Genomic DNA, 14620 nt, shown 5'->3' on the forward strand with positions numbered 1-14620 from the left:
CGTGCCCGCCGTCGTGGCCGCAGCCGCCGGGACAGCCGTCGTGGCCGGAGCGCCCGTGGCGGCCGTCGTCGCCGTGACTGCCGTGGCCGTGGCTGCCGTGGGCGCCGTGGGCGCTGTGGCGGCGGGAGCGCCCCTCATCGCCGTACCGGCCGTCGTGGCCGTGGCGGCCGTGGCCGTGGCGGCCGTGGCCGTGGCGGCCGTGGCCGTGGCGGCCGTGGCCGTGGCGGCCGTGGCCGTCGTGGGCCTGGCTGCCGTGGGCGCCGTGGCGGCGGGAGCGCCCGTCATCGCCGTGCCCGCCGTCGTGGCCGTAGCCACCGGGGCAGCCGTCGTGGCCGGAGCGCCCGTCATCGCCGTGCCCGCCGTCGTGGCCGCAGCCACCGGGACAGCCGTCGTGGCCGTAGCCGCCGGGGCGGCCGTCGTGGCCGGAGCGCCCGTGGCGGCCGTGGACGCCGTGGCGGCCGGAGCGCCCGTCATCGCCGTGGCCTCCGTCGTGGCCGTGGTCATCGTGCCGCTCCTTCCAGCGGCTCGGCGGCCGACCGGGCCGCGACCGGCTCCAGGGACGCGGCGGGCGCCGAAAGCGCCTTCGCCAGGCGGGAGACGCCCTCGGCGATGCGCTTCTTCGGCACGTGGCTGAAGCACAGCCGCAGTCCGTCGGCGTGCTCGCCGTCGATGCCGAAGTGGCCGCCCGGTACGAAGGAGACCCCGTGTTCGGCCGCGGCCCCGGCGAAGCGGGAGGTGTCCACGCCGTCGCGATGGCGCAGCCAGATGTAGAAGCCGCCGTTCGGGCGCTGCCACTGCCAGGGCCCGTCGGTGCCGAGCTCGGCCTCCAGCGCGTCGGCCATGAGGCCGCAGCGCTCCCGGTAGCTCGTGCGGTAGGCGTCGATCAGGTCGGTCCAGCCGGCCCGGGTGTGGAAGGCCGCGAGCGCGGCCTGGGCGAGCGCGGACGGCGACAGCGCCATCACCTCGGTGGTACGGCGCAGGGCCTGCGCCAGTTCTCCGGGTGCGGCGATCCATCCGCAGCGCAGGCCCGGTGCGAACACCTTGGAGAAGGTGCCGAGGTAGACCACGCGGTCCGGGTCGAGCGCGTGCAGGGCGGTGGTGGTCTTGCCGTCGAAGGACAGCAGGCCGTAGGGGTTGTCCTCGACGACCAGCAGGTCCAACTCCCGGGCGGCGGCCAGCAGTTCGTGCCTGCGGGCGACGGACAGGGTGGCGCCGGTCGGGTTCTGGAAGGTGGGGTTGCAGTACAGCAGCCGGACCGTGCGCCCGGCCGCGCGCAGCCGCAGGACCGTCTCGCGCAGCCCGGCCGGGTCCAGGCCGTCGGCGTCCTCGGGTGCGGGGTGGAGGGTCAGGCCGGCGGTGCGGAAGGCCGCGGCGGCGCCGGGGTAGGCGGGGGTCTGGCACAGGACGGTCTCGCCGGGGACACCGATCCCGAGGCCGAGGGCCATCAGGCCCATCTGAGATCCGCCGGTGGGGACCAGGTGTTCGGCCGGGGTGGTGGTGCCCTCACGGGCCATCAGGTCGTTGATCGCCGGTACGAGGGCCTTGGCGACGTGCGGGGTCGTGTACTGGAGGGCGAGCTTGCCGCCGAGCCTGACGAGCCGGGAGAGCTGGGCGGAGATCGTGTCGAGCGGGAGGACGTCCAGGTCGGGCAGGCCGCCCGCGAACGAGATGACGTCACCGCCCCGTTCGAAGAGCCGCGGCATCTCCACCGCGGGTCGTATGTCGGTCCACATGGCGGTCAGCTCCCTGATCTGGCCGGCAGGGAGGCGGCCAGCCGGTCCTGCACGGAGCGCCACAGCCCGGCGGAGGAGGTGAGCGCGGGGTCCCCGATGACCTCGGGGTCGATCTCGACCCCGTACTGCTCCTCGACCGCCATCACCAGGGCGACGGTGTGGAGCGAGTCCACGCCGAGGTCGACGAGGGGGGTCTCCGGGTCGGTGACCGTGACCGCGCAGATCTGCTCGACGAGCTGGTCGAACTGCGACTGGGTCGGCTGGTCAGACTGCGACTGGTTCATGGCTGGTCCTCGTCGGTGTCGTCGGTGGTGTGGGTCGTGTCGGTGTCGCCGGTGGCGTAGCGGCGGTCGGTGTTGCCGGTGCCGTCGATGTCGCCGGTGTAGCCGGTGTCTTCGGTGCGGCCGGCGGTGTGGTGGTGTCGTGGGCGGGGGCCGGCGGTTCGAGCAGGCGGGCCGCGGCCGCGCGGTCGGGCTTGCCGTTGGCGGTCAGGGGCACCGTGTCGATGAGGGTGATCCGGTCGGGCATCCGGGCCCGGTCGAGCCGCAGCGCCAGGTGGGCGCGGATCTCCTCGACGGTGAGCGCGCTGCGCACCGCCAGGTGCAGCGGTCCGTCCTCGGGCTCGGGCCGCAGCGCCACCGCCGCGGTCACCCCGGGGATCCGCTCGGCGGCGTCCTCGATCTCGGTCAGGCCGAGACGGATGCCGCGCCGCTTGATCATGTCGTCGTTGCGGCCGACGAAGTAGAGCCGGCCGTCCTCGTCGAGGTAGCCCTGGTCACCGGTGTGCAGGTCGAGCGTGCCGTCGGAGCGGCGGACGTAGCGCTGCTGCCGCTCCAGCGGGATGCCCCAGTAGCCGGCCATCACCGTGCTGCCCCAGACGACGATCTCGCCGACCTGCCGGGGCCCGAGCGTGCGTCCGTCGCCGTCGGCGATCCGGACGTGGTCGCCGGGGATGGGCCGGCCGACCGAGTCGGGGTGGGTGGCGTACTCGGCGGGGTCCAGGATGGAGATGCGCTTGCACTCGGTCATGCCGTACATCGAGGCGAAGACCGATCCGGGGAAGACCTCCAGCAGTTCCGCCATGACGGCCCGGCCCGGGCGGGCACCGGTGTTGGTGAACAGGCGCACCCCGGTGGGGCGGCGCAGTTTGCGTTGCAGCAGGGTGAGCATCTGGGCGAGGGAGGGCACCAGCGGGACCACGGTCACGCCGTAGCGCTCGATGACCCGCAGCAGGCCGCGGTCCCCGGCGCGCTCGGCGAGGACGAGCGTGCCGCCGGTCAGCGCGCAGAACAGCGCCTGGTAGAGGCCGTAGTCGAAGGAGAGGGGCAGCCGGCACAGCACCACGTCGTCGGCGCGGTAGCCGAGGCGGGCGTTGATGGCCTCGACCGAGGCGAGCATCTGCCGGTGCGGGCAGACCACGCCCTTCGGGCGGCCGGTGGTGCCGGAGGTGTAGATCAGCATCGCGACGGCGTCCTCGGGGACGTCGGCCGCGAAGTCGTCCGCGGGAGCCTGCTGGACCTCCTGCCAGGCGTGGGACGGCTCGACGGTGCGCCGGGCCCGGTGTCCCGCGCCGGGCGAGCAGATCGCCAGGGCGGCGGAGCAGTCGTCGATGATGTGGCCGAGCTGAAGGTCCGTCAGCTCGGGGTGGACGGGGACGAAGACGGCGCCGATGCGCAGGGTGGCGTAGAACAGGGCGAGGAAGGCGCGGTCGTTGCCGCCCGCGTACACGACCCGCTCCCCCGCGGTGACGCCCTGCCCGCGCAGCCAGCCGGCCGCCCGGTCCACGGCCGCGCCGAGCCCGGCGTAGCCGACGGTGCCCTCGGAGTCGATGACGGCCGGGTGGTCGGCGCGGTCGGCGCGCCGGCGCTCGAAGAGGTCAGACACCAGCATGGACGGTCTCCCCCTTCCGGACGGCCGCACCGGCCGCCGCGCCGAGCAGGGCGTGGACCTTGCCGACGTCCCGGGCGGAGTTGACCGGGAGGACGGCGAGTTCGGGGTGCCGGCGCTTGAGGATGCCGGCGAGCGTCTTGGCGGGCGGCAGGGACACCGTCAGCTCGGGCTCCAGCCGGGCCAGGCTCAGCAGGCACAGGTCCCAGCGCACCGGCCGTACCACCTGCTCGACGAGGCGGCCGCGGATCACCTCGGGTGTGGCCAGGACCTCGCCGTCGGCGTTGGACAGCAGGAGTCCGCGGGGCCGTTGGAAGGGGACCGCGGCGGCCGCGGCGGCGAACGTCTGCCGCGCCGGCTCCATGTACGGGGTGTGGAAGGCACCGGCGACCGGAAGCGGTTTGACGGTCGCCGCGGGCGGCGGAGCCGCGGCCAGCTTCTCCAGGTCCTCGACGAGCCCGGCCGCGACGATCTGGCCGGGGCCGTTGAACGTGGCCGCGGTCAGGCCGAGTTCGGCGATCCGGGCGAGCACCTGAGGCTCCTCGCCACCGACCACGGCCGCCATCGAGGTGGGTGCCTCGGCGCAGGCGGCGGCCATGGCGCGGCCTCGGATCGCCGCGAGCCGTACGGCGTCGGTGGGCGTGAGGACCCCGGCGTACACGGCCGCGGTGAGCTCGCCGACGGAGTGGCCGGCCGCGACCGCGGTCTGCCCGGCCGCCGCCGGGGCCAGCTCCTCGTGGACCAGCAGGCCCTGGGCGACCAGCAGGGGCTGGGTGTGCTCGGTCCGGGCGATCTCCGCGGCCGAGGCCCGGGTGCCCAGGTGGACCAGGTCCACGTCGGCGGCCTCGGACCAGGCCCGTACGCGCTCGGCGTGCACCGGGTCGCGCAGCCAGCCGGCCAGCATGCCGGGCGTCTGGGACCCCTGACCCGGCGCAATCATTGCGAACATTTGTTCTATCCCCCTTTCGTGTTGAGTACCCATCGCGCGGCGCGGGGCCGGCGGTCGGTACGGGCGGTGCGATACGGAGATGCGAAGCCAACCGGGACTCGGGCCTGGCGGGGCCTGGGCCGCTGGGGCCTGGGCCTGGGGGCCCTGGGCCGTTCGTGGCCCGGGGGGCTACTGGCGGCCCGTGCTCTTGGCGAAGCGGCGGATCGCCATGAAGGAGAAGGCGGCGAACCAGGCGACGATGTTGATCACGGCGCCGCTCAGGCTGGAGTGCTCGCCGCTGAAGGTGTAGCCCTCGGTGAGGGAGTAGCGGGCCAGCGTCGAGACGCCGTACATCGGCGTGTACCGGGAGATCTCCAGCATGGTGCCGCTGAGCGGGATGAACAGGTTGCCGAGGAAGGCCAGCGCGGTCATCGTCAGGCCCGGCATGTGCATCACGACCTCGGGCTTGAGTGCGAGCCCCAGGAAGATGCCGAGCGCGGCGAACACCGCTGCGCCGAGCCAGGCGACGAGCAGGGAGGTGATCCACACCTTGGTGTCGGCGTGCGCCCCGGTGACGACGCCGAGGACCCCGACGATGGCCACGGGCACGGCGGCCATGACCACCGAGCACAGCACCTTGACGAACAGATACCCGGGCGGGGCCAGTGGGCTCAGTGCGATCGTGCGCATCCAGCCCGCGGACCGCTCCACGGAGATGGTGGCGGCGGAGCTGGTGGCGGCCATGGCGGCGCCGTACACCGCGAGGCCGATCATCATCCAGGCGGCGAAGTTGCCGTGCGGCAGCGTCCCGTGGGACGGGGCGGTGCGGAACAGGGCGAGGTAGAGGACCGCCGGGAGCAGGAGGGTGAAGATGGTGGTCTGGCGGTTGAACCGCCGGCGCAGCTCGTAGCGCACGAAGGTGGGGTTGACGCCGCTGAAGGCCGAGGTGCGGGTGCGCACGGGGGCGGTCGGCGCGGTCACGGTGGTCATCGGGGGCCCTCCTGGGCGGCGCGGCCCTGGTCGGTGATGGCCATGAACGCTTCTTCGAGGCTGCGCGGGGCGACCTCGATCTCGGTGGCGGACGTCTGGTTGACCAGCAGCCGCAGCAGCGCGTCGGAGTCGGTGGTGTCGAAGTAGTGCCGCTCGCCGCGGACCACGCAGGAACGGACGGCGGGCGCCCCCGCCACCGCCTGCGCGTCGCGCGGGCTGATCAGGGCCGAGACCGTACGTCCGCTGATGGCCGCGCGGATGGACGAGGCCGAGCCGTCGGCGACCACCCGCCCCCGGTCGATCATCACGACGCGGTCGGCGAACTGGTCGGCCTCCTCCATGTAGTGGGTGGCGAACATGACCGTCATGCCGCGCTCGGCGTCCTCGCGGACGGTGGCCCAGAACTCCCGGCGCGCGACGACGTCCATGCCGGCGGTCGGTTCGTCCAGCACCAGGAAGTCGGGGTCGGACAGCAGCGCGACGGCGAACCGCAGCCGCTGCTGCTCACCGCCGGAGCACTCGGCGACCCGCCGGTGGCGCAGCCCGGTGATGCCGGCGCGGGCCATGACCTGCTCGACGTCGGCGGTGGGATGCAGCGAGCCGAGCATGCGCACGGTGGCCTCGACGGTCAGGTCGGGCAGAAGCCCCCCGGACTGCAGTACCGCGGCGACCCGTCCGGCCCGCACCGCCTGCTGCGGCGCCCGGCCGAAGAGCTCGACGTGACCGGAGTCGGGCCGGGTCAGGCCGAGCAGCATGTCGATGGTGGTCGTCTTGCCGGCACCGTTCGGCCCGAGGAAGGCCACGATCTCGCCGCGCCGGATCCGCAGGTCCAGCCCGTTCACGGCGGTGAACTCCTCGCCCTTGGCGTTGGTGAAGCGCTTGACGACCGTGCTGAGCACGGCGGCATCCGGGGACGTCACCTCCCTCGCTGCCGGCCGGGGTTGGGTTTCGATCATCATCCTCAGTCCTCACCATTTCCGTGGCCGTGTTCTTGGCGAGAACCAATCTCCCGTGCCGCTCTATCGGCGGGGACCGACGCGGCTACGGATCCGCTATCGGGCGGCTATCGGAACGCGGTTGACCCACCGCTTCGGGGTGCGGGCGGCCCCGGCGCGGTCCGGGAAGACGGCCCGGCACAACGGCCGGGGCACGGGCGGCCCGCATCGACGACTGACCGAAAAGCCGTGCATCCCGTCCGGGACGGCTCCGAAGCCGCTCGCCACGAGCGGGCCGCCGTCCGGCCCCGGGCGGTTCACGAGCACGTCATAGAGTGCCCTGCGCACCCCGGCCCACCGGGGTGGAAGACCGAAACGGTGACCGACTGCGCCACAGAGAGTGACCTTGACGACCGACAACGATGAGCTTGCTGCGCGTACCACGGTCCGGATCCGGACGGCTCCCTCGCGGGCGCACACGGTCGTCGCGCGAGCCCGGCCGGGCGTGGCCGTGTGGCTGTCCGGGCTGGGCGTCGCGCTGTACGCCCTGGTCGGGGCGAGCGCGCCCAACCACAACACGCTCAAGACGCCGATCACCTGGCTCAGGCTGCCCGCCCTGCCCGGCACCGTCTCCCAGGCCCTCACCTGCACGGCCACGGTGCTGTCGTGCCTCGGAGCACTCCTCGCGCTGCACGCCCACCGCAGGGGCTGGAGACCGGAACCCCGCGTGCTGTTCGGCGCCGGTGCGCTCGCCGTGCTCGTCGTCGCCGACCTCACCCCGGTGGGTTCCTCCGACCCGGCCAGCTACGCAGCGTACGGCCGTATCGCCGCGCTCGGCGCGGATCCCTATGTGACGACGCCCGCCCAACTGGGTGGCGCCTACGGCGATCTGGTGAGCGAGGGGTGGCGGGACATCCCGTCCGTGTACGGGCCGGTCGCGACATGGTGGCAGGCCGCCGCGGCGTACGTGGGCGGCGACCGCCCCTGGCTGACGATCTGGGTGCTGATGCTGGCGAACGCGGCCGCGTTCCTGGCCACCGGCTACCTGCTGATGCGCACCGCCGACGATCCGGTCCGGGCCGGCCTGCTGTGGACCGCCAACCCGCTGCTGATCGGCGTGCTGGTCGCGGGCGGGCATCTGGACACCCTCGTCGCCTGCCTCGCCGTCTGCGCGGTCCACTTCGTCCGACGGGCCGCCGGACGGCACCACGACCTGTTCGCCGGAGGGCTGGTCGGCCTGGCCTGCGGAGTCAAGATCAGCGCTGCCCTGCTCTGCGCCGGACTGGCCTGGCCGTTGCTGCGTTCGGGCGCGTGGCGGCGGGCCGCCCGAATGGCAGGCGCGAGCGCGCTGACCCTCGCGGTCCTCTACGGCGCCTACGGCGTGCATGCCCTCGCCCCGCTCTCCGCGGCCTCACGCCTGGTCTCCAAGCCCTCGTTGTGGCTGGTCTTCGACCACTTCGCCACCCCGTTCCTGGGCCGTCGTGCGGCCGAGGCCGCCACGAGTGTGCTGTGGCCCCTGCTGATGCTCGCGCTGGCCCGGGCACTGCGCCGCCGGGTCCCGGCGGACACTCCCGCCGTCGTCGCCGTACCGTGCGCGCTCGCCTTCGCCTGGGTCCTCACGGCGCCGTGGACGATGCCCTGGTACACGGCGCTCGCCTGCGCGCTGGCGGCGCTGTTCCCGCACGGCCGCCTCACCCAGTACCTCGCCGTGGCCACCGCCGTCCTGAGCCTGTCGCACAACTCCGGCGGTCACGGCTGGGCCGAGTGAGCAGATTCCGGCCTCGTGCGCGCCGCCTTCCCCGCGACCGCGTGCGCTCTTGACAGTGTGCGGACAAGGGGCCAACGTACGCCGGAGTACGGACTGTTGGCCACACCCGTCACCCCCCACCCCGCACCGCTCCGTACCACCTCTCGTACCGCCGCCATCGCCTGCAGCCTGCACGGCCGCACCCGAAGGCGCCGCGACAACGTTGTCCACACCCGTGCGAAGTTCCCTCGCCCAGTCGCTCAGCCGCCCGTCGAAGGGAAGGGTCACGATGGCACGACCGACAAAGAGACCGAGCAGACGGCACGGACGCGGTGCGCCCCCGCCCCGGGCGCTGGCGCGGTTGCGCGCCCTGTCCGCCCTGGCCGCCGGCGCCCTGGTGGTGGCCGCCGCCTCCACTCCGGCCGTCGCCGCGACGGCCAGGCCCGCGCTGGTCGCCGACCCCGCCTCACTCGTCAACCCGTTCATCGGGACGTCGAACTCCGCCGACGACTTCCCCGGGGCCGACATGCCGTTCGGGATGGTGCAGTGGAGCCCCGACACCCCGCACCGGCCCCTCGGCGGCGGATACGAGTACAACGACTCGTCCGTCACCGGCTTCAGCCTCACCCACATCGCGGGGCCGGGCTGCGGTGCCGCCGGGGACATCCCCGTGCTGCCCACCGTCGGCGCCGTGAACACCGGCGCCACCGACGGCTTCTCGCACGCCGCCGAGTCCGCCGCTCCCGGCTCCTACACGGTGGCGCTGGACAACGGTGTCAGGACGGAGCTGACCGCCACCACCCGCAGCGGCATGGCGCGGTTCACCTTCCCGTCCACCGAGCAGGCCAATCTGGTGCTGAAGCTGACCGGCAGCCAGAACGGCGCCTCCCACACGCAGTTCGACGTCGTGAGCAGTACCGAAGTACGGGGCCAGGTCACCAGCGGCAACTTCTGCGGAGCCCGCAACTCCTACACGGTCTACTTCGACATGGTCTTCGACCAGCCGTTCAGCCACGGCGGCACGGCGGCGGCCACCACCGTACAGCCCTCCCCCAGCACCGGCGTCCCGCCCAGCACCCCCGAAGCGCCGAACAGGCCCGTGCTGCACGGTGCCGCTCCCCGTACGGCGCGCACCTTCGCCCCACGGGCGAGCGGGACCGACGGCTACGTCACCTTCGACACCACCGCACACCGGGTCGTACAGGCCAAGGTCGGCATCTCGTACGTGTCGGCCGCCGGCGCGGTGGGCAACCGCACGGCGGAGAACACCGGCTGGAGCTTCGACGGCGTACGCGCAGCGGCGAGGAACAGCTGGAACTCCCTGCTCGGCCGGGTACGGATCGCAGGCGGCACGGCCGGCCGGCAGGCCGTCTTCTACACGGCGCTCTACCACTCGCTGCTGCATCCGAACGTGATCAGTGACAGCGACGGCCGGTACCCGGGCTTCGACGGCACGACGCACACCGTCGACGCCGGCCACGCCGCCGCCTACGCCAACTACTCGGGCTGGGACGTCTACCGCTCACAGGCCCAGCTCGAAGCGCTGCTCGCCCCCGAGGTGGCCTCCGACACCGCACAGTCGATGGTCGACGACTACCGCCAGACCGGACGGTTCCCGAAGTGGTCGGAGAACAACGGCGAGACGTACGTCATGGTCGGTGATCCGGCGGACGCGATAATCGCCGACTACTACGCCTTCGGCGCCCGGGACTTCGACACCGCCGCGGCGCTGAAGGGCATGGTCGCCAATGCCACCGGCGCCAACAACAACCGGCCCGGCCTCGACTACCTGGAACAGCTCGGTTATCTGCCCAGCAACGGCAGCTACGGCTGCTGCAACTACTACGGTCCCACCGCCACCACGCTGGAGTACGACTCGGCCGACTTCGCCGTCTCCGCGCTGGCCGGAGCGCTCGGCGACACGGCTGACCAGCGCCGGTTCGCCAACCGGGCGCAGGACTGGCGGAACCTGTTCAACTCCGGCAGCGGCTTCGTCCAGCCGCGCGACGCCTCGGGCAGCTGGACAGCGGGCTTCTCGCCGACCTCGGGCAACAACTTCGTCGAGGGCGACTCCTGGCAGTACACGCCCATGGTGCCGTTCAACCTGCACGGTCTGGCGGTGGCCATGGGCGGCGACACCGCGATGGCCCGGTATCTCGACACGGACCTGTCCTCCCTGACCGGTGCCGGCGGCTACACCGACCTCGGCAACGAGCCCAGCCTCAACATCCCCTGGGAGTACGACTACGTCGGCCGCCCGTACCAGACGCAGAAGACCGTCCGGCAGGTCCAGGACCAGATCTGGACCGACAGCCCGTCAGGACTGGCGGGCAACGACGACCTGGGCGAGATGAGCTCGTGGTACGTGTGGTCCGCCCTCGGCATGTACCCGGAGACCCCCGGCACCGCCGATCTGGCGCTGGGCAGCCCGCTCTTCGCCCAGGCGGTCCTCACGCTCCCGTCCGGCAGGACCCTCACGGTCAACGGCACCAACGCCGCGGACGACGCCCCCTACGTCCAGTCGGCCACGTTCAACGGCGCGACCTGGGACAAGGCGCACGCCCCGGCCGGAGCCGTCGTGGACGGCGGCACGCTCACCTACGTGCTCGGCACCACGCCCAACACGTCCTGGGCGTCGGCCCCCTCCGCGGCGCCGCCCTCGTACCCGGGCTCGCCCAGCTACACCGACGTCGGCACCTCCAGCGACTCCGACACCTCCTCGGCGAACTTCGACGGCGCGGGTCACAGCTACTCCGCGAACGCCCTGTCCGCCGCGGGAGCCGGCCCCGGTTCGAAAATCACCGCAGGCGGGGTCTCCTTCACCTGGCCCGACGTACCGGCCGCCGCACCGGACAACTACGAGGCGAACGGGCAGACCGTGCCGGCGTCCGGCACCGGTGCCATCTCGTTCCTGGGCGCCGCGAACAACGGCCCGGCCTCGGGCACCGCGATCGTCACCTACACGGACGGAACCACCCAGTCGGTCGGCGTCCATCTGTCCGACTGGACGCTGAACGGCGGCAGTTCCGCGCCGCTGTCCGACAACACCGTGGCCGTGACCACCGCGTACCGCAACCACGCGGGCTCCCCGGCCGACGCCGTGAAGACGTACGTGTTCGCCACGGCGCCGGTGCCGCTGGCCGCGGGCCGGACGGTCAGCAGCGTGCGGCTGCCGTCCGACGTCGGCAGCGGCGGACTGCACGTCTTCGCGGTCGGCTTCGGACCCGGCACCGCCATCGGACCCGCCACCGGACCCATCGTCTCCGGCGTCCGGGCCGGCCTGTGTGCCGACGACCGCGGCAGCACGGCGGCCAACGGCAATCCGCTGCAGATCTACGCCTGCAACGGCACCGACGCCCAGCAGTGGACGGTCGAGCCGGACGGCACCCTGCGAGTGCTCGGCGGCTGCATGGACGTGACCGGCTCCGGTACGGCCGACGGCACCCTGATCCAGTGGTACGCCTGCAACGGCACCGGTGCCCAGCAATGGCGTCCCGGCCCGGGCGCCACGCTGGTCAACCCCGAGTCCGGCAAATGCCTGGACGACCCGGGCTCGGCCACCGCCTGGACCACCCGACTCCAGCTCTTCACCTGCAACGGCACCAACGCCCAGCGCTGGACACTGCCGTGACGGGCCGCAGCCACTCGGGCTGACCGCCGATCCGTCATAGGGACGGTACGGGGCGACATCACCCCGTACCGTCCGTCAATTTACCGTCGCACCCGCAAATTTAGGTAAGTGCCCGAATAGGTGACCGCATTTTGGGGCATCGCGGATGCGGGTGTAACACGGCAGTGCTTGCGGGACGCAGAAGGAGGGCAGAAGCGGTGCGGCGACCCGGGTTGAATTTCGGCTGGGCGGGCGTGCCGAGACGGCAACGCGTCAGATCGGATTTTTGTGAGCAACTTCGACCCGGTTTCCGGATATCAGACGTACGACCAGCCATCGGGCTCGGCCCGCGCCGTGCGCCGGCAGTCCGCCGCACGGCGTACCGCCCTGACGATCTGCACGATCACCGACATCGCAGCAGGACTGCTGGGCCTGTGGATCCTGTTGTTCCTGCTCCATGCGAATCGGGCCAATGCATTCGTCCAGTTCATCCGAGGCACGGCCGACTGGCTGGCCTGGTGGTCGCAGGACATTTTCACCGTGGACACAGAAAGTCTACGCGTTGTCCTCAACTATGGCCTTCCGGCTCTCTTGTATTTGCTGATCGGCCATGGGATCGCCGCCCGGCTCAACCGGGCCTGACAGTGCACCGGCCATTACCGAAGACCGTCAGGAACCGCTGCAGCCGACGCCTTCCGAACGTTCGCGGACGCGTAACGCCCGGAAGCGTGGTTGCCGCGCCCGGCCTCCCCACCGCCGACACTGTGGGCGGTCCGCTGCCGCAGGTGAGCCGCCGCGCATACCGATGGGCGCATGCGGGACCGCATGCGCCCATCGGTATGACGCGCCGTACTGCGGCGCAGCCGGCTACCTGAGGTAGACGAGGCCGTCCGTGGTGATGGCGGGACGGCCGCTGGTGCCGACGACGACGATCTTGACGGTGTGCGTGGCGCTGCCGGACCAGAGTGGAGCGCTGGGCCGGGCGATCGGCCTGGGTGGTCGGTCCGCGCGATCCATGCCGTCCCGCACGCTGTGACACATCTGTGCGACGCAACGCTGACGATCTTGTAAGGGCGGCCAGGGGATCCGTCACAGCGCAACGTGGGTCCACCGCCGCGTGGTCGACGAACGGTGCGGACGGGAACGGTTTTGGGCCAGGAGGGCGAGCACCGCAGCGAGCAGGCTCTGGACGCGGAGTTGGGTGCCGCCGTCGCGCGGGCTCAGGCGGGCGACGAGGCCGCCTTCGCGGTCGTGTACCGGATCGTGCAGCCCAGACTGCTGGGGTATGTGCGCGGACTCGTGAGAGACGACGCCGAGGACGTGACGTCCGAGGCGTGGCTGGAGATCGCCCGTGATCTGGGCCGGTTCAAGGGAGATGGCGTCGGCTTCCGTGGCTGGAGCGCGACCATCGCCCGCCACCGGGCCCTGGACCACCTGCGTCGGCTCCGCAGTCGTCCCGTATCCGATGCGCTCGACCCGAAGCTCCTGGAGTTGCCGGGACCGGACAGTGCCCACGACCAGGCCCTGGAGGCCCTCTCGACCGAACACGCACTGGAACTGGTGCGCAGCCTGCCCCGTGATCAGGCCGAGGCGGTGCTGCTGCGCGTCGTCGTCGGCCTCGACGGTCCGGCCGCCGCTCGTGTCCTCGGCAAGCGTCCCGGCGCGGTCCGCACGGCCACCTACCGCGGGCTGAAGCGTCTGGCCCGCCAACTCGGCGCGGCAGATGTGACAGAGAAGGGGGCTCATACGCTGAGGCAGTCGAATTGAGCAGCGACGGCGCCAGAGGCGTATGTCAAAAGAGCAACGATCACACAAGGACGGACACAGGCATGGGCACCCGACACAGCGAAGGCGGAGCCTTCGCCCGCCCATGCGCTGGTGCGAGCGGCCCGGAGCCCCGCGCGGACGCGATCGCGCCCCCGGGGCTGGAGTCGGCGCTCGGCACCGCGTTGCGCGCCGATGCCTTTGACCCACCGGCCGAGGAGCGGGCCGTCGCCGCCTTCCGCGCCGCCCGCGACGCAGGCGCTCACCAGAAGGTGCGGACGCGGAGGCGGGACGACTGGCGGCTGCGGCGTAGCCCGGCGCGACGTTCGGTGAAGGCGGCCCTGGCCGCGTTCCTTGCGAGCCTCACTCTGGGGGGTGTGGCGATCGCAGCGATCGGCCTGCCCGGTTCCGGGAAGGCGCACGACGACGGTCCTGGACGAGCGCGCCCGACATCCACCGCCTCGAAGGCCGCCGCGGCGACGTCGGACGACGCGGCACCCTCTGGGCCCGCCGGCGCCCCGTCCAAGAGCCGGCCGCCTACGGCCAAGGACATTCAAGCCCACTGCCGCGCCTACACGTCGACGCAGGGGCGGGGCAAAGCACTCGACTCGTCGGCCTGGCAGCGGTTCATCGCGGCCGCCGGTGGCGAGGACAAGGTCGCCGCCTACTGCGCCGCCCAGTTGGCCGAAGCCAAGGCGGACGGGGCGGCCAAGGCGAGCGCAAGGCCGAACAGCAAGGCGGGCGACCAGAAGGACGCGGGCAGGCACGGAGGACGACAAGCGCGGCCCAACTGACGTACCGCATCGCCCGGTACGTCGCACCGATCCCGTCGGCTCGGCCGACGACTGCCGGGCACCTGCGTACGGCGCAGGGCGGTTGCAAGTTCCGAGATCGTGTAGATCGTCCGTACCCGGCGGGAGTTGACGCGGGACGTTCGCGTCGCGGGCGGTGGTATCCCCTGATCGGCCTGCTGCTGGTCTGCGCCTGCGCAGTGCTCTCCGGCGCCCGGACCATCACCGAGATCAC

The 14620-nt window shown here is 72.4% G+C and carries 13 protein-coding genes; 5 read left to right on the forward strand and 8 right to left on the reverse strand.

Annotated elements, in window-relative coordinates:
• The 7 genes from AB0A61_RS21565 to AB0A61_RS21595 form a co-directional block, all read right to left on the reverse strand.
• A partial coding sequence (locus AB0A61_RS21565; RefSeq protein WP_361294324.1) for a hypothetical protein occupies window positions 1-504 on the reverse strand: 504 nt, incomplete at its 3' end.
• Window positions 501-1733 (reverse strand): PLP-dependent aminotransferase family protein, encoded by a 1233-nt coding sequence (locus AB0A61_RS21570; RefSeq protein WP_361294327.1) that lies wholly within the window; start codon window positions 1731-1733, stop codon window positions 501-503. The genes AB0A61_RS21565 and AB0A61_RS21570, both read right to left, overlap by 4 nt.
• A 5-nt stretch (window positions 1734-1738) precedes the next feature.
• Complete coding sequence (locus AB0A61_RS21575; RefSeq protein ID WP_361294330.1) at window positions 1739-2017, reverse strand: acyl carrier protein; 279 nt, start codon at window positions 2015-2017, stop codon at window positions 1739-1741.
• Window positions 1998-3623, reverse strand: a complete 1626-nt coding sequence (locus AB0A61_RS21580) for a class I adenylate-forming enzyme family protein (protein WP_361294333.1) — start codon at window positions 3621-3623, stop codon at window positions 1998-2000. The genes AB0A61_RS21575 and AB0A61_RS21580 overlap by 20 nt, the downstream gene beginning before the upstream one ends.
• On the reverse strand, window positions 3610-4569 hold the full coding sequence (locus AB0A61_RS21585) for an ACP S-malonyltransferase (RefSeq protein WP_361294336.1): 960 nt from the start codon (window positions 4567-4569) through the stop codon (window positions 3610-3612). Before AB0A61_RS21585 ends, AB0A61_RS21580 begins: the two co-directional genes overlap by 14 nt.
• Before the next feature lie 168 nt (window positions 4570-4737).
• Window positions 4738-5538 carry an ABC transporter permease gene (locus AB0A61_RS21590; protein ID WP_361294339.1) on the reverse strand — a complete coding sequence of 267 codons (801 nt, stop codon included), beginning with the start codon at window positions 5536-5538 and terminating at the stop codon, window positions 4738-4740.
• Complete coding sequence (locus AB0A61_RS21595) at window positions 5535-6494, reverse strand: ABC transporter ATP-binding protein (RefSeq protein ID WP_361294381.1); 960 nt, start codon at window positions 6492-6494, stop codon at window positions 5535-5537. The genes AB0A61_RS21590 and AB0A61_RS21595 overlap by 4 nt, the downstream gene beginning before the upstream one ends.
• A 385-nt stretch (window positions 6495-6879) precedes the next feature.
• On the opposite strand from AB0A61_RS21595, the gene AB0A61_RS21600 reads away from it, so the two are divergent.
• From AB0A61_RS21600 to AB0A61_RS21610, 3 genes are all read left to right on the forward strand, one after another.
• Window positions 6880-8241: a hypothetical protein gene (locus AB0A61_RS21600; protein WP_361294342.1), complete on the forward strand. Its 1362-nt coding sequence runs from the start codon at window positions 6880-6882 to the stop codon at window positions 8239-8241.
• A 268-nt stretch (window positions 8242-8509) separates the two neighbouring features.
• Window positions 8510-11851, forward strand: coding sequence for a lectin (locus AB0A61_RS21605; RefSeq protein WP_361294345.1), 3342 nt, complete (start codon window positions 8510-8512; stop codon window positions 11849-11851).
• A 267-nt stretch (window positions 11852-12118) separates the two neighbouring features.
• Window positions 12119-12472: a hypothetical protein gene (locus AB0A61_RS21610; protein WP_361294348.1), complete on the forward strand. Its 354-nt coding sequence runs from the start codon at window positions 12119-12121 to the stop codon at window positions 12470-12472.
• A 225-nt stretch (window positions 12473-12697) separates the two neighbouring features.
• Here the strand turns inward: AB0A61_RS21610 and AB0A61_RS21615 are convergent, their stop codons facing one another.
• The gene (locus tag AB0A61_RS21615) at window positions 12698-12847 is read right to left on the reverse strand and encodes a hypothetical protein (protein WP_361294351.1); all 150 of its coding nucleotides are present in this window, start codon (window positions 12845-12847) and stop codon (window positions 12698-12700) included.
• 132 nt (window positions 12848-12979) lie between these two features.
• Here AB0A61_RS21615 and AB0A61_RS21620 point away from each other — a divergent pair, with 132 nt between their 5' ends.
• Complete coding sequence (locus tag AB0A61_RS21620; protein ID WP_361294354.1) at window positions 12980-13597, forward strand: RNA polymerase sigma factor; 618 nt, start codon at window positions 12980-12982, stop codon at window positions 13595-13597.
• Between the two features lie 62 nt (window positions 13598-13659).
• Window positions 13660-14388, forward strand: a complete 729-nt coding sequence (locus AB0A61_RS21625; protein WP_361294357.1) for a hypothetical protein — start codon at window positions 13660-13662, stop codon at window positions 14386-14388.
• Window positions 14389-14620: the final 232 nt, after the last annotated feature.

Source organism: Streptomyces sp. NPDC046197 (assembly GCF_040646295.1).
GTDB lineage: Bacteria > Actinomycetota > Actinomycetes > Streptomycetales > Streptomycetaceae > Streptomyces.